This is a genomic window from Silvibacterium sp. (genome assembly GCF_047605705.1).
GTDB lineage: Bacteria > Acidobacteriota > Terriglobia > Terriglobales > Acidobacteriaceae > Silvibacterium.
This window is the reverse complement of the sequence record NZ_JASGFD010000072.1, coordinates 1-18,744: the sequence shown is the minus strand read 5'-3', so window position 1 is coordinate 18,744 and position 18,744 is coordinate 1. Positions and strand designations below refer to the sequence as shown.

The following is an 18,744-nucleotide window of genomic DNA, read 5'->3' as shown; positions in this document are numbered from 1 at the left end:
GAAGTCGATCTTGAAGGGCTCGGACTTCGACGGCATCCGCGATCGCCTCACGCTGCTGCCCCTGGGCCTGAACGCGATGGACCCGCACATCAGCCCCGATGGCAAGACTCTCGTCTTCACCGCGCGCTCCGAGAATCACAGTAATCTCTACTCCTACTCGCTCGAAGAAAATCCGAAGGAGCCGCCGGTTCCGAAACAGCTCACCGCGAACGCGACAGAGAAGGGCAGCATCACCTTCTCGCCCGACTCGAAGGAACTGCTCGTGCTCGAAGATGGTCAGCCGCGCCGCATCACGCTCGAAAGTGGGCAGGCCAAGCCCATTCAGGCCACGGCTACGCTGGACATCGATTTCAACACCGACAAGGTCATCGCCTTCAACGAAGCGTGGAGCGTGCTCAATCGCCGCTTCTATGACAAGGACTTCCACGGCCGTAACTGGAGCGAGCTGCACGACACCTTCGCTCCCTACATCGCCGGTAGCCGCACGCCGGACGAGATGCGCCGCGACATCAACCTCATGATCGGTGAGCTCGACGCCTCGCACTCCGGCATCTCCGGCGGAGGTTCAACCCACGCCGTGAAGACGGGTCGTCTCGGTCTTCGCTTCGAGCGCGCGAATTACGAAGCAGGGAAGGGCCTCGTCATTCGCGAGATCGTGCCTCTTGGCCCCGCGGCTGTCGAGGGCTCGATTCATGTGGGAGAAATGCTGGTCGCGGTGAACGGCATCTCCATTGATGACCACACAAATCTCGATCAGCTCCTCGAGGATCAGGTTGGACGCCGCGTCGTCCTGCGCATCGCCGCCAAGGATTGGAAGGAGCGCGATGCTATCGTGCAACCTGTCGATTCCGCAACTGAGGCAGGTCTGCTCTATCGCGGGTGGGTCGAGCACAACCGCGCCATGGTGGAGAAGCTTAGCGGCGGCAAGCTTGGCTACGTCCACATTGCGGATATGAGCGATCACTCGCTGAAGCAGCTCTACATCGATCTCGATGCGCAGAACGAAGGTAAAGAAGGCGTGGTCGTCGATGTGCGTAACAACAACGGCGGCTATGTCAACGGTTATGCCATCGATGTCCTCTCACGCAGAAACTACCTCGTGATGACATCACGTGGTGAGCCTTCGACGCCGTCACGCCAGGCGCTCGGCCAGCGTGCTCTGGGCTTGCCCACGGACCTACTTACCAACGAGAGCTCGCTCTCCGATGCCGAGGACTTCACCGAAGGCTACCGCGCGCTGCATCTCGGCAAAGTTGTAGGCACGCCAACCGCAGGCTGGATCATCTTCACCAGCGGTACAGGCCTGATCGACGGCTCCGCCGTTCGCCTGCCGGAGACCCGAGTGCAGGATCTTCGCGGGCAGACCATGGAAGGCCATCCCCGCCCGGTCGACGTGGAAGTCGTCCGCCAGCCCGGTGAAACGCTGGAAGACCGCGATTCCCAGCTCGAAAAGGCAGTGACGGTGCTGCTCGATCAGCTCAAGGAGCAGGGGAAGGAACAGCCTGCCGCAACGAAATAGAACCGTAACCGTTACAAAATCGCCATAAAGAGAGCCCCGCTGTTAAGGCGGGGCTTCTCTTTACAGAAATATTGTCATCCTGACCGGAGCGACCAAATGGAGCGAAGTGGAGGGACCTGCGGTTTCCTAAAAATACGTCTCCACCAGGTCGATCACGTCGTAATGCGCATTCACCACCAGCAGCGTCCGCCACTTGTCGAAGGTGAGGCACGGGTGCGAGACATCGCAGGCGATCATGTCGCCGGGCTGGATGTCATCCCCCCTCTGGATATCGAGATACGCATGCTGATCCATCATCTTCGCCAGCTTCCAGTGTGCGGGAGCCATGCGCGGAGCATCCTCCCCCGGACGATAATGCAGCGCCGGTTCCGGCAGCCCCGCATCGAAGGCAGCATCCCGCTTGCCCATGCCCAGGATCCCTCGCCCGGCCTCAGGCACCGACTGTACGTAGGACCAGATATGCTGAGCCGGCAGCAATCCTGCTCGCAACTTCCTCGCAACCGGATTCGCCGCGAGGATGCGCTCCTGCGCCTCACGATACGCACCGATATCATGCGTCAGATAGCAGCCCGGCCGCAGCACGATATCGACGGCATCACCGAACCCTGCGTCCGTGAAGACATCCGCCACCACGTCATACCAGGCCGAACCCGCGCCGGTGAGGATAGCTTTCCCCGCGGCGAGATGGCCATCGGCAACCAACCTCCTCATAACCTCGACTGCTCTGCCGAGAAAGCCCCGCACCGCGGCTTCGTCTTTCAGCAGGCCCTCGAATAACTCCACACCGCGCAGCTCCAGTGTGTTCTTCCATCGCCCCAGCGCTTCCAGCACTTCCGCAACTTGTGCCTCGCTACGCACGCCGGCGCGGCCATCCTCGACTCCTACCTCCAGCAGCACCTGCACGCGCTGTCCCTTCGCAAGGAAGAACGTCCCCAGCTGCTCGATCTGCGCAGCCGAGTCCACCAGGCAGTAAAAATCGAAGTGAGCGTCTTCCAGCAGGCGCGAGACGATCTCCATGTTCTGTCTGCCGACGAGCTGATTCATCATCAGCACGCGCCGCACGCCATGCGTGTACGCAGCTTGCACCTGCTGCGCCGTCGCCAGCGTGATGCCCCAGGCTCCTCCCGCGATCTGCCGCGCGAAGAGCTTCGGCGCCATCGTCGTCTTGCCGTGCGGAGCCAGCTTCACGCCGTACTCCTCGATGAAGCGCTGCATCCACGTCAGATTGTGCTGCAGCCGCTCTTCGTAAAGCACCGCGCACGGCAGGCTCACATCCTCGCGCAGCACATTCCAGCCAACGGCCGCGACGGCTTCCGTGGTGAGCGGGGCCGTAAGCATGCCCAATCCTTTGTTAAGAGGAGAAATCAGTGACGAAGAGTGTTCCAAAGCATCGGCTCCTGCGAGGAAGTGCGGTGACGGTTATAGGCTATATGGGAGTACGTGTGCATGAAAAACTGCGACCTTCTTATCCGCAATGCTCGCATCTATAACGGTCTTGGCGATGGCCCAGACAACGGCCCCAGTCCAGGTCCCGCGAATATCTCGAACGGTGCCGTTGCTGACCTCGCCGTCGATGGAGACCGCATCGTAGACCTTGGCCCGGGCCTTGATTACCATGCGGCCCATGAGTTCGATGCTCGCGGTCTGGCTCTCGCCCCGGGATTCATCGACGTGCACACGCATGACGACACGGCCGTCCTCCGCACTCCGCAGATGCTGCCCAAGATCTCGCAGGGCGTCACGACGGTGATCGTCGGCAATTGCGGTATCTCCGCCTCGCCTGTCACCCTCCATGCCGATCCACCCGATCCGATGAACCTGCTCGGCGGCCGCGATGACTTCCGCTATCCCACCTTCCGTGAGTACATATCGGCCATCGCCGAGGCCCGGCCGGCAGTGAATGTCGCTGCGCTCATTGGTCACACCGCGCTCCGCAGCAATCACATGAATCGCCTCGATCGCGCCGCAACCGAAGCGGAAGTCGGCGCCATGCGCGCGCATCTCGACGACGCGCTTGCCGGCGGAGCGCTCGGCCTCAGCACTGGCCTCGCCTACCTCTCGGCCATCCATGCAACGACGGAAGAGGTGATCGCCCTCGCGCAGCCCCTTGCCGCGCACCATGCGGTCTACACCACACACCTGCGCAGCGAGACGGAGACCATCCTCGATGCACTGCGCGAAGCCTTCACCATCGGCGATCAATCGCAGGTGCCGGTGATCGTCTCGCATCTCAAATGCGCGGGCATCGCCAACTGGGGACGCAGCCCGGAAGTCCTCTCCGCTCTCGAAGCAGTGCGTGAGACGCAGGCCGTTGGCTGCGATTGCTATCCCTACGCTGCTGGCTCCAGCACCCTCGATCTTCGCCAGGTCGACGAGCGCGTCGCCATCACCATCACCTGGAGCACGCCGCATCCTGAGGTCTCCGGCCAGCCTCTCGCACGCATCGCAGAGAGCTGGGGCGTCACGCAGCTTGAGGCCGCGCGCAGGCTTCAGCCCGCAGGCGCGATCTACCACAGCATCTCCGAAGAAGATATGCGTCGCATCCTAGCGCATCCCGCCACGATGATCGGCTCGGATGGCCTGCCGCTCGATCCTCGCCCGCATCCGCGTCTCTGGGGAACATTCCCCCGCGTCCTCGGCCGTTACAGCAGGGAAGAGAAGCTGCTGCCGCTCGCAGCCGCCATTCACAAGATGACCGGCATGCCGGCCGCGCGCTTCGGTCTTGAAGGTCGCGGTGTCCTCACTCCCGGAGCCTTTGCCGATCTCGTCCTCTTCGATCCCGAATCTGTCACCGACACTGCGACGTATTCCGATCCCATCCAGCCTGCGAAGGGCATCTCGCATGTGTGGGTGAACGGAGTGCTCACGTATACTGCGCAGGAGTCTACCGGCGAGCGCGCCGGCCGCTTTCTTCCCCGCGGCCGCACCCGCTGGATTCAGTAACGCCATCCATCAGGAGTGAACATGAGTCTCAAGCGGTATGGAGTCGAAGGAGGCAAGGGGACAGGCGGCCAGCATCTGCCCTTCGCGCGCGCAGTCGAAGCCGATGGCTGGCTCTACGTCTCCGGCCAGGTGCCCATGGTCGACGGTGAGGTCATCTCCGGCGGCATCGTCGCGCAGTCGCACCAGGCCATCAAGAACCTCTTCGCCATTCTTGCCGATGCAGGCTACTCGGCCGAGCATGTTGTTCGCTGCGGTGTATGGCTCGACGATCCGCGGGATTTCCAGTCCTTCAACGGCGTCTTCCGCCAGTACTTCGGAGAGCATCCGCCCGCGCGCGCTTGCGTCGTTTCCAGCATGGTCGTCGACTGCAAGGTCGAGATCGACTGCGTTGCCTACAAAGCTCCTGTGAAGTAGACCAGCCTCACCACTGCACGCTCCCATCTCAGCCGGAGATACGCCGCACCCGATGATCGATCCCCACAGCCTGTTTCTGCTTCTTACCGCGCTGGCCGCAGTGGTCGCGCTTGTTGTGCTCATTGCGGTCTTCCGGCTGAACCCCTTCATCACGCTGCTGCTGGCCTCGCTGGGTCTCGCGCTCGCCGTGCACATGCCCGCGGCGGGGGTCGTGCACTCGTTTGAAGTCGGCGTCGGCAACACACTCGGCCACATCGCTGTGGTCGTCGCGTTGGGCACCATGCTCGGCAAGATGATGGCCGAGTCCGGCGGCTCCGATCAGATCGCCTTCACCCTCATCCGCCTCTTCGGAGAAAAGCGCGTCCACTGGGCGATGATGGTGATCGCCCTCATCGTGGGCTTGCCTGCTTTTTTTGAAGTGGGCTTCGTCCTGCTCATCCCCATTGCCTATACGGTCGCGCGCCGCACCGGGAAATCCATCGTCTTTGTCGCGCTGCCCATGGTCGCCGGCATCTCGGTCGATCACGCGCTCGTGCCTCCGCATCCCGCAGCCATGCTCGCCGCGACCGCATATCATGCGGACATCGGCAAGACCATCTTCTACGCGCTTATCGTCGGCATCCCCACCGCCATCGTGGCCGGTCCGCTCTGGACGATGTTCATCGCGCCGCGCATCCGCCTCGCGGAAGAAAACCCCATGGCCGCGCAGTTCGTCGAGCGTGATCCGAACCGCCGCCTGCCGTCCTTCTCGCTGACGCTTTTCACCATCCTCGCGCCGGTGCTGCTGATGCTGCTCGGGAGTGCGGCGGATGCCTTCACCGCGTCCGGCAGCGCCATCAATCAGAGCCTGCACTTCATCGGTAACGATGACATCGCGCTGCTCCTCGGCGTGCTGCTCAGCTTCTTCACTCTCGGCCGAGCCGGCGGCTTCACGCGCGAGACCATACTGCGCTTCACCAATGAATGCCTCGCGCCCACGGCCACCATCACCCTGCTGGTCGGCGCAGGCGGCGGTTTCGGACGTATTCTGCAGGATAGCGGCGTTTCGCATGCGATCGTCGGGGTCGCTCTCGGCAGCCATATGCCGCTCCTGCTGCTCGCATGGCTCATCGCCGCGCTGCTGCGTGTGGCCACCGGTTCATCCACGGTTGCGATGACCACCGCCGCGGGTATCGTCGCTCCCATCGCGGCGCATGCGCCCGGTGTCCGGCCGGAGCTGCTTGCCGTGGCCACCGGCGCGGGCTCCGTCATCCTCTCGCACGTGAACGATGGCGGCTTCTGGCTCGTGAAGGAGTACTTCAACATGAGCGTGGTCGATACGATCAAGACATGGACTGTCCTCGAGACGCTCATCTCCATCACCGCGCTGTTGCTTGCGATGGCTCTTTCGCTGGCGTAGTTAGACTTCTAAGCAAGCGCGTCGTGACTCCTCGTCACCACGCCTGTCACGCTATGCTGTAAAAGAAAGGCCCTGAGCCCAGAGTCCATGAATCGAACCTTCCTCAAAGCCCTCCCCGCGATCGTCCTTACCGCTGCCTTTGCCTTCACGCCCGCGCTTCGCGCCGAGAACAGGACGATTGAAGTTCACGCCAAGCGTTACGCCTTTGTGCCGGACCAGATCACCGTGAAGAAGGGCGAACCCGTCACCCTCGTCATGTATTCCGACGATGTGGCCCACAGCCTGCGGATCGACGGCCTCAATGTGAACATCAAGGCCATGGGCGGAGAGAAGGCCGAGCAGACCATCACCCCTGCGCAGTCCGGTGATTATTCCGGCAAGTGCGGTGTCTTCTGTGGATCGGGCCATGGCAGGATGGCGTTCACCGTTCACGTCGTCGACAAGTAGACAGGAGAGGCCGATGACCTCGCGCTCGTCATGTGTGCGCATTGCCGCGCTCCTGGCCCTCGCCGCTCTCGCTGGCTGCAGGGCAGGGAAGCCCGGTGCTGCGCAGAGTGGCACCATCCGGTGGGTGAAGCATCACATCACCGTGGGCGGAAAGCGCGACCGCAATCCTTTTCCCGCCACGGCTTCGAATATCGACGATGGCAAGCAGGCCTTCACCCAATACTGCATGGTCTGCCATGGTCTGGACGGCCAGAATACCGGCGTCCCCTTCGCAGCTACCGTCGATCCGCCTGTTCCCTCGCTCGCTTCAGACGAGGTGCAGAGCTACACCGACGGGCAGTTGAAGTGGATTATCCAGCATGGCGTCTCGCCCTCGGGCATGCCGCCGTCCGAAGGCGTCTTCGCGGACGACGACATGTGGAAGATGGTGCTCTACATCCGCCATCTGCCGAAGGCAGGGAGCCTCGGCGAGCCTGCGGTGTATAACGGCGGCTCGAAGTAGGCTCTGCAGCGAGTGCTCAGGCAGCCTTGCGCAGCCGCCGCATGATCGGAGCGCCCCACGCGCTCGCTCCCAGCAATGCTCCGAATAGGATGATGGCGTCGATGCTCTCGCGGCCCTCCGGCGACCAGTAGACATTCGCCAGGTTCAGCCACAGTGCGAACTCATCGAGCGTGAGCGCCGCGCCCACGCCGTAGAGGATCGCAAAGAAGCGGCTCCAGAAGATTGAGATGGCGCTCGTCCCGTTGCCCCACTCGGCCAGCCACGCGTAGCCCACGGCCAGCAGGATGAAGATGCCCCACACCAGGTGATGGATGTGCCGTCCGCCCATGGTGACCCAGCCGAACGGGCCAATGTGATGCGTGATGCACCAGACCAGCAGCCGCACGCCGAGAAACGTGATGAAGAAGCTCACCGCGGCCAGGAACATTCGCCGTCGCGGCCTGTCCGGAATCCCCTCGTGAACCAACTTGCCCAGCTGGGTGAGGTGCAGCAGCAACAGCAGCACTCCCAGCACCAGCACCGCGAATAAAAGAAGGACAAACGCGCCTGTCCAATGCATGCGTATCTTGCTCCTTACCTGCACGCGTTGGATTCAGGGATGTGCCCTCGGCGTTGTTTCGAGGGGAGTTATGGCGCTATCGAGTCGTCTATCCGCCGAGAGGCGGGAGCCAGTCGGAAGCGCCAAGCAGAAAGACCACGCCGATGCCCAGGCTGTACACCGCGCCGGCCACGGCCGTCCAGCGATACACCGCGGGCCGGTGCGTCCCGGCGCCAAAGATGCCGCCCAGCCCTGCTGTCATCAGCCCGTTCATCGTCACCAGCCCAACAGCGAAAGCGAGCAGCCCCAGGAAGCCGTGCAGCGTGCCGCCCAGGCTCGCCGCCAACAGAAATAGCATGAGCTGGCTCGGCGTTTCCGCGCCCAGCCCGTGTAGCACGCCGATCGCAAATAGCGATCCCCCGCTGTAGTTCCACGCGAACGGCGCAGGCTTCGCGGCATTACTACCGAAGAGCCGCCGCACGTGCCACCATCCGTAGCGAGTCCCGCCGATCAGCATCGCCCAGCGGCTCTGGAGAACGGCGCTGCCATGCGAATGGGAGTGCCGCGAAAGATTCGCCACCACGCCGATACCCAGCACGATCAGCGTCGCGCCGATCAGCCGCTCCGTCCAGTTGTCCAGCTTCGCCGGCAGCGGGATATGCAACATCACCACCAGCGCGCCCAGCACCACCACGGTCAGCGCGTGGCCCAGCGCATAGGTCACGCCCAGCCGCATGCCCTGCTTCCAGTTTTTCTGTACGGCAGTGATGTCGGAGATGGCGGCGAGATGGTCGTAGTCGAAGCCGTGCCGAAGGCCAAGCAGCATACACGAGGCGAGCGCGAGTTCCAGTTTCCAGTTCATAGGCGCAACGCCATTCTAATGATGGAAGGAAGGCTTCGGCGAGCTGTGGAAGGAATACGCGAGGACGCGCGCATGCACGTCCTCGCGTATATCAGCCCGTCAACCGGACCAGCTGCTCCGCCTGCACGCGCGGTCCGAGGATCGAAACCCGGGGCAGGTTGCCGCGCGCCATCGCCACTTCATCGCAGCGATAGAGCCGCGGGCAGTTCTGGCAGTCCTTGAAGATCTTGTCCGGCAGCGCCGCGCGGTCTTCCACTTCGCGAAAGTTATAGCGAAAGAAGAAGTCCGGAATGCGCGTGAACAGGCACACACAGCCCACGCCATGCTCTTCGGCCTCATCCAGCAGCGCCTGCAGCAGACGGCCGCCCGCGCCCTGTCCCTTGGCCTCAGGCTTGACGACGATGGACCGCACCTCGGCGAGATGCGGTCCGTAAAGATGCAGCGCGCCGCACCCGAGGAAGACCCCCGAGTCCGTCTCCGCCACCGTGAAGTCGCGCACGTTCTCGCAGATCTCCGCGAAGACGCGCCGCAGCAGTGTTCCATCGCTCGAGAGGCTGTTCACCAGCTCGTAGATGTTGGTTGCGTCATGAAGCCGGGCCTTACGCACCCGCATGGCTCAGCTCCTCCTCCTTTGCCGCGCCCGTTCCCGCATACTGTGCCGCCAGTGCTTCCACGCGCGCTGCCGCATCCTGGATCGCAGCCTTCACGCGTGCCCGCGCCGTGCCGCCGATCACATCATGGCAATCGAGCGTAGCCTCAAGCGAAGCCGCCTCGAAGAAGTCCGCTTCGAACTCCGGTCCGAATTGCTTCAGCTCGTCGAGCGTCAGCTCCCCCAGCTCCTTGCCGTGGTCCAGGCCGTACCGCACCGCGTTGCCGATCTTCTCGTGTGCCTTGCGGAAGGGAACACCCTTGTAGACAAGGTACGTCGCTGCCGCCATCGCGTTCAGGTAGCCGATCTCGCAGGCAGCCTTCATGCGATCTATGCGGAAGGTTAGCGCCGAAGTGAACGCACCCAGCAGGTAGGTGAGCATGTGCGCCGTGCGCGAAGCCTCGAAGACCGGCTCCTGAGTCTCCTGCATGTCCTTGTTGTAGGCCAGCGGCAGACCCTTCACAAGTAAAGTAACTGTCTGCGCCGCGCCGTTCAGCCGTCCCACCTTTGCGCGGATCAGCTCCGTCAGGTCGGGGTTCTTCTTCTGCGGCATCGCGCTCGAACCGGTCGAGAAGGCTTCCGGCAGCTCGACAAAGCCGAACTCCGCCGTCGCGAACAAAGTGATCTCCTCGCTGAAGCGGCTCGCATGCAGGCCGATCATGGTCAGTGCCTGCAGGTACTCGAGCACGAAGTCGCGGTCACTCGTCGCATCCATGCTGTTGAACGTCGGAGCAGTGAACGCGAGCTCGCGCGAAGCGATGGTGCGGTCGAGCGCCAGCGTCGCGCCCGCAATCGGACCCGAACCCAGCGGGCAGTAGTTCAGCCGCTTCGCGCAGTCTTCCAGGCGCGAGGCATCGCGCAGGATCATCTCCACATACGCCAGCAGCCAGTGCGCGACCAGCACAGGCTCCGCGCGCTGCAGGTGTGTATAGGAAGGCATCACCGCGTCGCCCGCCTTCACCGCCTGCTCCACGAGAGCGCCGGCCCACGCAGCCAGGTCGCCAAGGATCACGCCGATCTGTCGCCGCACAAACAGGCGCAGGTCGGTCGCGATCTGCTCATTGCGGCTGCGGCCCGTGTGCAGCTTTAGGCCAAGATCCCCGATCGCCTCGACCAGCTTCAGCTCAACGAAGTGATGAATGTCCTCGGCATCGAACTCGATCTTCTGCGCAGCCGATGCTTCGCCGTACTTCGCGACCAGCCCATCGAGGCCGGTCGTGATCGTCGAGAATTCTGCTTCTGTCAGGATGCCGGCTGCCGCCAGTGCGCGCGCATGAGCCTTGCTCGCCGCGCACTCATCGGCCAGCAGCGCCTGGTCGAAACGGAACGAGCGCTGCCAATGATCGAACGTCGCATTCAGGGGCTCGCGAAAACGCCCCGACCACATCTTCACTTGGTCGCCTCTTTCCGGACGTTTGCAGCGCCACCCAGCAGCAGGAGCATCAGCGCCTTCTGCGCGTGCATGCGGTTTTCCGCCTGGTCGAAGACCACCGACTGCGGACCATCGAGGACCGCATCCGTGACTTCGGCATTGCGATGCGCCGGCAGGCAGTGCATGAAGACCGCATGCGAAGCCGCGTGCGCCATCAGCGTTTCGTTCACCTGGTACGGCTTGAAGATCGGAGCGCGCTTGGTTACCTCGTGCTCCATGCCCATGCTGGTGCAGACATCGGTGTAGATAGCATCGGCGCCTTCCACCGCGGCAATCGGATCGCTCACCAACTCAATGCTGCCGCCGGTCACATTGGCGATGGCGCGCGCCTGGGCAACGATATCCGCCTTGGGCGCGTAGTTCTTGGGCGAGCCCACAACCATGTGCGTGCCCAGCTGCGCAGCCGTCAGCATCAGCGAGTGGCAGACGTTGTTCCCGTCGCCCACATAGCTGAAGCGCAGACCCTTGGCCGTGCCGAACTTCTGCTCGATGGTCAGGAAGTCCGCCAGTGCCTGGCAGGGGTGTTCGAGATCGCTTAACGCGTTAATCACCGGGCAGGCCGCGTACTGTGCCATCTCCGTGATCGTCTCGTGCGCGTAGGTGCGCAGCACGATCAGTGAGACCCAGCGCTCCAGGTTGCGCGACATGTCGGCCAGCGACTCGCGCTCGCCCAGCGGCGACTGCGTCTGGTCGACGAAGATGGCCGAGCCGCCCAGCGTGTTGATCGCCGTCTCGAAGGTCAGGCGCGTGCGCAGCGAGGCCTTCTCGAAGAACATCACCATCTGCTTGGCGTCGAGCGCCCAGCGATAGTCCATCGGCCGCGCCTTCACGTCATGCGCCAGCTTCAGAACCGCTTCAATCTCCACTGTCGAAAAGTCCGCGATCGAACACAGATCGCGTCCCGCCAGTGACTCGAAAGGTGAGGGAACCGAGCCCGCCACCGCTTCCTTCAAATCCAATGCGTTGCTAGCCAACGTTGGTTCCTCCCTCGTTTGCGGCGCCCGCTGCCTGCGGCGCCCGCTCTGTCAGAATTTCGTCGATCGCATCCACCGCCACGTCTACTTGTTCCTTGTTCAGGATGTACGGCGGCAGGAAGCGCAATACCGTCTCGCTCGTGCGGTTGATCAGGATCTTCCGCTCCAGCAGGTCCGCAAGCACGGCCTTCGCAAGCTCCGCGGAATCAAGCTCGGCGGCGAGCATCAGGCCCTTGCCGCGCACCTCGGTGATCGCAGGATGCTTCGCCTGCAGCTCGTTCAGCCTGCGCTGGAAATGGGCGCCGACCTCCGTGATGTGCTCCAGCATGCCCGTCTTCTCAATCTCGTCGAAGACCGCGATTGCCACCGCGCAGGCCAGCGGACCACCACCGAAGGTCGTCCCGTGCATGCCAGGATGAATCGCGCGCGCAGCCTCTTCGGTGCAGAACATCGCACCAAGCGGCAGACCGCCCGCCAGCGGCTTCGCCACCGTCGTCACGTCGGGCTGCACGCTGTAGTTCTGATACGCAAACCACTTGCCGGTACGGCCAAAGCCTGCCTGAATTTCGTCCACGATCAGCAGTGCGCCGGTCGACTGCGTGAGCGCGCGCGCCACTTCAAGGAACTCGCGCGATACAGGACGGATGCCGCCCTCGCCCTGGATCGCTTCCAGCACAATCGCGCAGACATCGGTCGAAAACTTCTCGGTCAGGTCGGCGACGTTATTGAACGCGACGAACTCGACATTGCCCATCACCGGCTCGAACGGCTCGCGATACTTCGCCTTGTGCGTGGTCGCAACCGAGCCCATCGTGCGGCCATGGAAGCTGTGCTCGAGCGCCAGGAACTTGGTGCCGATGGTACGGCCTTCGCTACGCAGCAGGCCTGCATGCGCGCGGGCCAGCTTCAGTGCGGCCTCCCACGCTTCGGTGCCACTGTTCGAGAAGAAGGCGCGATCCATGCCGCTGGCCTGCGTCAGGCGCAGTGCCAGCTCCGCCTGGCCTTCATGGAAGAACAGGTTCGAGGTGTGGATCAGCTTGCGGCTCTGTTCGACGATCGCCTTTTCAATCACCGGATGCGCATAGCCCAGCGCATTCACTCCGATCCCGCTCAGCAGGTCCAGGTAGCGCTCGCCCTTCTCGTCGACAAGATACACACCCTCGCCCGAAACAAAATGAATCGGGTTCCGCTCGTAGGTCGAAAGCAGCAGCTTCGCTTCTGCTGCCTGGATCTCTTCTAACGTCATCTCAACTCTCCCTGATCAGGGCTCAGAGCTCAGGCTCATGGCTCGACCGGCTGAAATCTCTCTTAAGCGTGATGGCTTGACGCGCTCACGCGATGCCTCATCTCCTACGCGACCAGCACTTCCGTGCCTTCTGTGACACGCGTATTACAAAGATCGGGCAGTACCGCTGCCGCTTCCGCCGGAAGAATGCGCACGCGCTTCACGCCCTGCAGCAGAGCCTCCCGGCAGGCGCCCAGCTTCGGCAGCATGCCGCCGCTGATGACCGCATCGCGGGTGAGTGCGGCGATCTGACCTACGCTGAGCCAGCGCATCACTTCGCCATCCGCACCGCGCACGCCTGGGACGTCCGTCAGGAAGACCAGCGCATCGGCCTTGCACGCCGTTGCTGCGGCCGCGGCCATTTCGTCCGCGTTCACGTTGTAGTACTCGCCGTCGAAGCCCAGTGCGATGCTCGAGAGCACCGGCACCGCGCCCATCTGCCAGATCGCTTCCAGCCAGCGCGGATCGGACGCGGCAATCTCGCCCACATATCCGAGATCCGGAGCCGTGCGCTTCTTGCGCGCGCGGAAGATAAGTCCATCGCCGCCGGAGAGACCCACGGCCGCCTGTCCATGCGAGCCCAGAGCCGCCACCAGAGCCTTGTTCACCTGGCCGCCGAGCACCATCACCGCCGCGTCACGCGTCTCAGCATCGGTCACGCGCAGTCCGGCGATGAACTCGCTCTGCTTGCCCAGCTGCTTCAGTGTGCGCGTCAGCTGCACGCCGCCGCCATGCACTAGCGCCACCTGATGGCCGTCCTTCACCATGTCGGCAATCGCCTGCGCGCAGGCCTGCCGCAGTTCCAGATTCTCCAGCGCTACTCCGCCCAGCTTCACCACGAATTTCATATGCGTCCCACCTTGTCCTGCAAACTCAATCTCTTTTAAACTTCAGCGTCCTGCGAGCTACTCCAGCCCTTCGGACTCGCCCCATCCGCACATCAGGTTCAGGTTCTGTACCGCCTGTCCCGAAGCGCCCTTGAGCAGGTTGTCGAGGCACGAAACCAGGATCAATCGTCGGCCGCCCTTATCCAGTTCGAAGCCGATGTCGCAGTAGTTCGTCCGCACCACGTACTGGATCTGCGGCAGGTTGCCCGGGCCGAAGAGCCGCACCATCGGGCTGCCGGCATAAAACTTTGCGTAAAGATCGGCAATCTCCGCCGCCGTCTTCGACTCCTTCAGCGAGACGTAAATCGTCGACAGGATGCCGCGCGGAATCGGCAGCAGGTGCGGCTGGAAGACGATCTCGTCACGCTCCAGGCCCAGTTGCTCCAGCAGTTCGCCCGTGTGCCGATGTCCGAAGACGCCATACGCCGAAAGATTATCGGCCGCATACATAAAGTGGGTCTTCGCCGTCGGGGCCTTGCCCGCGCCCGAGACACCCGACTTCGCGTCGCACACGATGCCGCGGTCCGTGTCCGCCCAACCCGCTTCTGTCAGCGGCTTCAGTGCCAGGATTACCGAGGTCGCATAGCAACCGGGATTCGCCAGCAGCTGAGCATTGCGAATCTCCTCGCGATGCAGCTCCGGGCTGCCGTAAACGGCCTTCGCCTGCGTTGCCTTGGCGACATCGGTGCCGTCATCTTCAAACTTGTAGACCGCGCGATTCTCCGCAGCCTCGAGCCGCCACGCTCCGCTCAGGTCGATGACCTTGATGCCATGCTCGAGCGCCAGCGGAGCGTATTCCCGCGACTGCTCATGCGGCGTCGCCAGGAAGAGCACCTTCACGCCGCGCTCCTTCAGCAGTTCCCAGGAAAAGGGTTCGATCTTGAGCCCGGCAGACCCATTATTGTCGCGAAGCTGCGGATGCAGCGTGGTCAGCGGCTCTTCTTTTGCAACAGAGCCTTCTACCGCCGGACGTCCCAGGAAGACAGGCGGCGTGTTCTTCAGCCGTGGATGGTGCAGCAGCAGCCGCGCCAGCTCCGCACCCGAATATCCGCTCACCCCAAGCACTGCAGTCTGCACCGAATCCCCCATCTCGTTCGTAGTTGTTTCTTCTGTTTCAGACCCCGCACCCCGCACCGTATCCCAAGTATCTCGGATCGCGACCAAAGGGAGCGGGGGCCGAAGGCGGATCGCCCTGCGCGAAGCAGCTAGCCGATCATCTCTTCGATCTGTGCCCGGAGCCCGGTGGCTCGTCGTTCGTCTTCGCAGATGATCAGGATCGTGTCGTCGCCGGCGATCGTGCCCAGCACCTCGTCCCAGTCTTCGGAGTCGATCGATGCCGCTACCGGCTGCGCGCCGCCGTGCGTCGTGATGATCACCAGCTGGTTCATCGCCTGCTTCACCTTCAATCCAAAGGTGGAAAGGATGTCCTCGACCGTCGGCGAGTCGTCGTCTTCCTCGTCCTCAGCCAGCGCGACGCCGTTGCCGTTGGGCAGGGCATAGCCATTCGGTCCCTTGTATAACCGGAGCTCGTGAATATCGCGTGAGACGGTCGCCTGCGTGACATCGAAGCCTCTCCGCACCAGCTTGCGCCGCAGCTCGTCCTGGTTGCTGATCGCCATCTGCGCCACCAGCTCCCGAATCACGTTGTGCCGATCGACTTTGGTCACCGACGCCGCTCCGTTTCCTGAACCAAATAGAAATCGCGGGCCGCAAGCCGCCCGCGTCGTGCATAAAAATACATAACGATGTATAAATATACGCAGGCCGTCTGTCAAGACTTCCAGATAAAAATTGCTGATGCCCCGGATTGCGTTTCTTTATGAGGCGCGCGGAGGCCCCATCACTGCTGCATTTTCGTGATGTCACCAGCGCAGAAGGGACTTATAGTGACGTATGGGCAGCATAAATAAAACTGATTTTGTCTCTGTCTTCGAGCGCCCACAGAGCTCGTCTTCCTCCTCGTCCGTTTCCGCCCCCGCCGCCTCTCTGATTAACTCGCGCTTCGAGCACGAGTCCTGCGGTGTTGGCTTTGTTGCGACCCTGACCAATATTCCGTCGCACGACATTCTGGAGAAAGCACTTACGGCCCTCGCGCGCCTCGAGCACCGCGGCGCCATCGCCGCCGACGGCAAGTCCGGCGACGGTATCGGCATTTCGACCGGTATTCCCCGCGAGCTGCTGCTCGCCTCCGTGGGCAAAACCCTGGCCGAGGACCGCCCCCTTGCCGTTGGCGTGATTTTTTTCCCCCAGCAGGACGAAGCCTCCCTCGCTGCATCGCAGGCCGCCTTCGAGGCCTCGCTCGCCACGCAGAATCTGCAGCTGCTGGCCTGGCGTGAGGTGCCCATCCGCCGTGAAGTTCTCGGCGAGATCGCCCTTTCGACGCTGCCCATCATCCGCCACGCTCTCATCACCGACGCGACCGACGCCGAGTTCAAGACCCGAGCCTTTGCGCGCCGGCTCTATCTCAGCCGCAAGCACTTCGAGCGCTCCGAGAACGCCCTGATCGCGGCGAATCCGCAGCATCAGCTCAGCTATGTCTGTTCGCTCTCGACCTCGAACATGGTCTACAAGGCCATGTGCATCGGCCGTCTGCTCGCGGACTTCTATCCGGATCTCACCAACCCCGAGTTCGCCACCGCCTACGCGCTCTTCCATCAGCGCTATGCGACCAACGTGGCTCCCTCCTGGGATCGCGCTCAGCCGCTGCGCATGATGGCGCACAACGGCGAGATCAACACCGTGTGGGGCAACCGCGCCCGCATGCGTGCCCGTGCCGCTGTCTTCAATGCCGAGCACGATGGCGCGCTCGAGCCGCTCTTCACGCCCGATGGCTCCGATTCGACTTCGCTCGATGAAGTCGTCGAGATGCTCTCGCGCAATGGCCGCACCGTCGCCGAAGCTCTGCGCATGCTCATCCAGCCTGCGGCCCTCGAAAAGCCGTCGGCGTTCTTCTCCTACGCCGCGGACTCCGCCGAGCCCTGGGATGGCCCTGCCGCCATCGCCTTCTCGGACGGCCCGCTGGTCGGCGCCATCCTCGACCGCAATGGCCTTCGTCCTTGTCGATTCTTCGTGACGCAGGACCAGCTTGTCGTGCTTGGTTCCGAGGCCGGTCTCGTCGACCTCGATCCTGAAACCATCGTCCACAGTGGCCGCCTCGGCCCCGGTCAGATGCTCGTCGTCGACCTCAAGGACAAGAAGCTCTACGAAGACGAAGAGCTGCAGACCATCTTCGACGGTGCGGCTCCGGAGTACGAGAGCCTTCTCGAAGAGCACATTCTCGAAGATCACGTTCCCGATACGCCCATCGAAATCGCCGATCTGACGCGCCTGCATGTCGCCTTCGGCTACTCGCGCGAAGACGTGAACATGATCCTGAAGCCCATGGCCACCGACGGCAAGGATGCTGTCTGGTCAATGGGCGACGACACGCCGATCGCGCCCCTCGCGCGTGCGCCGCGTCCGCTCTATTCTTATTTCCGCCAGCGCTTTGCGCAGGTCACCAACCCGCCTATCGATTCGCTGCGTGAGGCGCGCGTTGTGCAGCTGCACACCCGTCTGGGACCGTGGCCGCATATGCTCGACAAGCGCCGTCCGCTGCCCGGGCTTTCGCTGCGCTCGCCGATCCTTTCGCTTGCGCAGATGCACGATCTCCGCGCCCGCGAGCATGCGCTTGCCAACAACCTGCCGCTCGCGGTGCTCGAATGCATCCTGCCTGCCGGTCAGACCCTCGCGGCAACTTTGGACGAGCTCTGCGCCAAGGCCATTGATCTGGTACGCGGCGGCGCAGCCATCCTGCTGCTGACAGACCACGTTGCCGACCTGACCAGCCCGGCCATTCCGATGGCGCTGGTGCTCGGTGCTGTCCACCAGGCGCTGATCGCCTCAGGGGATCGCACCCGTGCTGGTCTTGCCGTCGAAGCCGGCGATTGCCGCGACGTGCATCACGTGGCCGTGCTGCTCGGCATGGGCGCAGGTGCTGTCTGCCCGTGGCTCGCGCTCGAGACTGCCCGCAGCCTCAACCCGGAAAAGGGCGAGAGCAACACGCTGCACGCGATCGACGCCGGTCTGGCCAAGATCATGTCCAAGATGGGCATCTCGGTCGTGGACAGCTACCGCAGCGCACATCTCTTCGACTCGCTCGGTCTTGCCAAGGATGTTGTGGCTCGCTGTTTTACCGGCGTGGAAGCGCCGCTCGGCGGCATCGGCTATGCCGAGATCGAAGCGCAGATCCGTCAGGCCTGGCAGAACGGCCAGTCCACCATCACCGGCGACGGGGAAGGCGGCGCTCCGGTGCCGACCGCAACCGCCACCAAGGATCTGCCGGATTATGGCTGGATCCGTTTCCGCAAGGCTGACGTTTCGGAGCCGCACAGCTGGCAGCCGCAGACCGTCAAGGCTCTGCAGACCGTAGTGGGCTCTGCCCGCGGCATTGCCGCCGTCGCTGAGCCGGCCGCGGCATGGCAGGCCTTCTCGACGCAGGCCGTCGAACCGCAGCCTGCAAACATCCGCGACCTCCTCGAGATTCGTCCTGCCGGCGCACCGTTGCCGGTGGAGCAGGTCGAGACCCCGGCGTCGATGTACAAGCGTTTTATCGCGTCGGCCATGTCGCTCGGCTCGCTCAGCCCTGAAGCGCACCAGACCGTGACCGCGGCGATGAACATGATCGGCGCCAAGTCCAACACCGGCGAGGGCGGCGAAGATCCTGCCGTCTACCAGCCGAACGTGGACCTAGACCTGCTCGGCAGGCCGACCCCGTCCTCCCTGCTGAACAACAAGATCAAGCAGGTGGCCTCTGGCCGCTTCGGCGTCACCACCGAGTACCTCATGCACGCCGAGGAGATCGAGATCAAGGTCGCGCAGGGCGCCAAGCCCGGCGAAGGCGGACAGCTGCCC

At 63.2% G+C, this 18,744-nt stretch carries 17 protein-coding genes; 7 read left to right on the top strand and 10 right to left on the bottom strand.

Annotated features, from left to right (window positions below):
• Window positions 1-1,519, top strand: a 1,519-nt coding sequence (locus QM649_RS18510; RefSeq protein WP_415200556.1) for a S41 family peptidase, incomplete at its 5' end; no start/stop codon positions are given.
• A 126-nt stretch (window positions 1,520-1,645) separates the two neighbouring features.
• On the opposite strand, the gene QM649_RS18505 is transcribed toward QM649_RS18510, so the two are convergent.
• Entirely contained in the window at window positions 1,646-2,857 is a 1,212-nt protein-coding gene (locus tag QM649_RS18505) for an amino acid deaminase (RefSeq protein ID WP_415200555.1), read from the bottom strand.
• A gap of 108 nt (window positions 2,858-2,965) precedes the next feature.
• Between QM649_RS18505 and QM649_RS18500 the strand changes: the two genes are divergently transcribed.
• The 5 genes from QM649_RS18500 (at window position 2,966) to QM649_RS18480 (ending at window position 7,224) form a co-directional block, all read left to right on the top strand.
• Window positions 2,966-4,462 carry an N-acyl-D-amino-acid deacylase family protein gene (locus QM649_RS18500; protein WP_415200554.1) on the top strand — a complete coding sequence of 499 codons (1,497 nt, stop codon included), beginning with the start codon at window positions 2,966-2,968 and terminating at the stop codon, window positions 4,460-4,462.
• A gap of 21 nt (window positions 4,463-4,483) precedes the next feature.
• Entirely contained in the window at window positions 4,484-4,876 is a 393-nt protein-coding gene (locus QM649_RS18495; RefSeq protein ID WP_415200553.1) for a RidA family protein, read from the top strand.
• Window positions 4,877-4,928: 52 nt separating this feature from the next.
• Entirely contained in the window at window positions 4,929-6,275 is a 1,347-nt protein-coding gene (locus tag QM649_RS18490; protein ID WP_415200552.1) for a gluconate:H+ symporter, read from the top strand.
• Between the two features lie 87 nt (window positions 6,276-6,362).
• The gene (locus QM649_RS18485) at window positions 6,363-6,722 is read left to right on the top strand and encodes a cupredoxin domain-containing protein (RefSeq protein ID WP_415200551.1); all 360 of its coding nucleotides are present in this window, start codon (window positions 6,363-6,365) and stop codon (window positions 6,720-6,722) included.
• Window positions 6,723-6,735: 13 nt separating this feature from the next.
• Window positions 6,736-7,224: a c-type cytochrome gene (locus QM649_RS18480; protein WP_415200550.1), complete on the top strand. Its 489-nt coding sequence runs from the start codon at window positions 6,736-6,738 to the stop codon at window positions 7,222-7,224.
• A gap of 16 nt (window positions 7,225-7,240) precedes the next feature.
• On the opposite strand, the gene QM649_RS18475 is transcribed toward QM649_RS18480, so the two are convergent.
• From QM649_RS18475 to QM649_RS18435, 9 genes are all read right to left on the bottom strand, one after another.
• Window positions 7,241-7,783, bottom strand: coding sequence for a hypothetical protein (locus tag QM649_RS18475; RefSeq protein ID WP_415200549.1), 543 nt, complete (start codon window positions 7,781-7,783; stop codon window positions 7,241-7,243).
• An 88-nt stretch (window positions 7,784-7,871) separates the two neighbouring features.
• Entirely contained in the window at window positions 7,872-8,624 is a 753-nt protein-coding gene (locus QM649_RS18470; RefSeq protein WP_415200548.1) for a hypothetical protein, read from the bottom strand.
• Window positions 8,625-8,715: 91 nt separating this feature from the next.
• Window positions 8,716-9,237 carry a GNAT family N-acetyltransferase gene (locus QM649_RS18465; RefSeq protein ID WP_415200547.1) on the bottom strand — a complete coding sequence of 174 codons (522 nt, stop codon included), beginning with the start codon at window positions 9,235-9,237 and terminating at the stop codon, window positions 8,716-8,718.
• The gene (gene argH / locus QM649_RS18460; RefSeq protein WP_415200557.1) at window positions 9,224-10,660 is read right to left on the bottom strand and encodes an argininosuccinate lyase; all 1,437 of its coding nucleotides are present in this window, start codon (window positions 10,658-10,660) and stop codon (window positions 9,224-9,226) included. Before argH ends, QM649_RS18465 begins: the two co-directional genes overlap by 14 nt.
• A gap of 2 nt (window positions 10,661-10,662) precedes the next feature.
• On the bottom strand, window positions 10,663-11,679 hold the full coding sequence (argF, locus tag QM649_RS18455) for an ornithine carbamoyltransferase (protein ID WP_415200546.1): 1,017 nt from the start codon (window positions 11,677-11,679) through the stop codon (window positions 10,663-10,665).
• On the bottom strand, window positions 11,672-12,925 hold the full coding sequence (locus tag QM649_RS18450) for an aspartate aminotransferase family protein (RefSeq protein WP_415200545.1): 1,254 nt from the start codon (window positions 12,923-12,925) through the stop codon (window positions 11,672-11,674). Before QM649_RS18450 ends, argF begins: the two co-directional genes overlap by 8 nt.
• Before the next feature lie 104 nt (window positions 12,926-13,029).
• Window positions 13,030-13,812 carry an acetylglutamate kinase gene (gene argB, locus QM649_RS18445; RefSeq protein WP_415200544.1) on the bottom strand — a complete coding sequence of 261 codons (783 nt, stop codon included), beginning with the start codon at window positions 13,810-13,812 and terminating at the stop codon, window positions 13,030-13,032.
• A 57-nt stretch (window positions 13,813-13,869) separates the two neighbouring features.
• Window positions 13,870-14,940 carry an N-acetyl-gamma-glutamyl-phosphate reductase gene (gene argC / locus QM649_RS18440; protein WP_415200543.1) on the bottom strand — a complete coding sequence of 357 codons (1,071 nt, stop codon included), beginning with the start codon at window positions 14,938-14,940 and terminating at the stop codon, window positions 13,870-13,872.
• 116 nt (window positions 14,941-15,056) lie between these two features.
• The gene (locus QM649_RS18435) at window positions 15,057-15,518 is read right to left on the bottom strand and encodes an arginine repressor (RefSeq protein ID WP_415200542.1); all 462 of its coding nucleotides are present in this window, start codon (window positions 15,516-15,518) and stop codon (window positions 15,057-15,059) included.
• A gap of 226 nt (window positions 15,519-15,744) precedes the next feature.
• Here QM649_RS18435 and QM649_RS18430 point away from each other — a divergent pair.
• Window positions 15,745-18,744, top strand: a 3,000-nt coding sequence (locus QM649_RS18430; RefSeq protein ID WP_415200541.1) for a glutamate synthase central domain-containing protein, incomplete at its 3' end; no start/stop codon positions are given.

Coding starts and splice junctions, on each gene's coding strand:
- argC (WP_415200543.1), bottom strand. CDS start 14,940: ATGGGGGATTCGGTGCAGACTGCAGTGCTTGGGGTGAGCGGATATTCG.
- argB (WP_415200544.1), bottom strand. CDS start 13,812: ATGAAATTCGTGGTGAAGCTGGGCGGAGTAGCGCTGGAGAATCTGGAA.
- QM649_RS18465 (WP_415200547.1), bottom strand. CDS start 9,237: ATGCGGGTGCGTAAGGCCCGGCTTCATGACGCAACCAACATCTACGAG.
- QM649_RS18480 (WP_415200550.1), top strand. CDS start 6,736: ATGACCTCGCGCTCGTCATGTGTGCGCATTGCCGCGCTCCTGGCCCTC.
- QM649_RS18485 (WP_415200551.1), top strand. CDS start 6,363: ATGAATCGAACCTTCCTCAAAGCCCTCCCCGCGATCGTCCTTACCGCT.
- argH (WP_415200557.1), bottom strand. CDS start 10,660: ATGTGGTCGGGGCGTTTTCGCGAGCCCCTGAATGCGACGTTCGATCAT.
- QM649_RS18495 (WP_415200553.1), top strand. CDS start 4,484: ATGAGTCTCAAGCGGTATGGAGTCGAAGGAGGCAAGGGGACAGGCGGC.
- QM649_RS18490 (WP_415200552.1), top strand. CDS start 4,929: ATGATCGATCCCCACAGCCTGTTTCTGCTTCTTACCGCGCTGGCCGCA.
- QM649_RS18450 (WP_415200545.1), bottom strand. CDS start 12,925: ATGACGTTAGAAGAGATCCAGGCAGCAGAAGCGAAGCTGCTGCTTTCG.
- QM649_RS18470 (WP_415200548.1), bottom strand. CDS start 8,624: ATGAACTGGAAACTGGAACTCGCGCTCGCCTCGTGTATGCTGCTTGGC.
- QM649_RS18475 (WP_415200549.1), bottom strand. CDS start 7,783: ATGCATTGGACAGGCGCGTTTGTCCTTCTTTTATTCGCGGTGCTGGTG.
- QM649_RS18500 (WP_415200554.1), top strand. CDS start 2,966: ATGAAAAACTGCGACCTTCTTATCCGCAATGCTCGCATCTATAACGGT.
- QM649_RS18505 (WP_415200555.1), bottom strand. CDS start 2,857: ATGCTTACGGCCCCGCTCACCACGGAAGCCGTCGCGGCCGTTGGCTGG.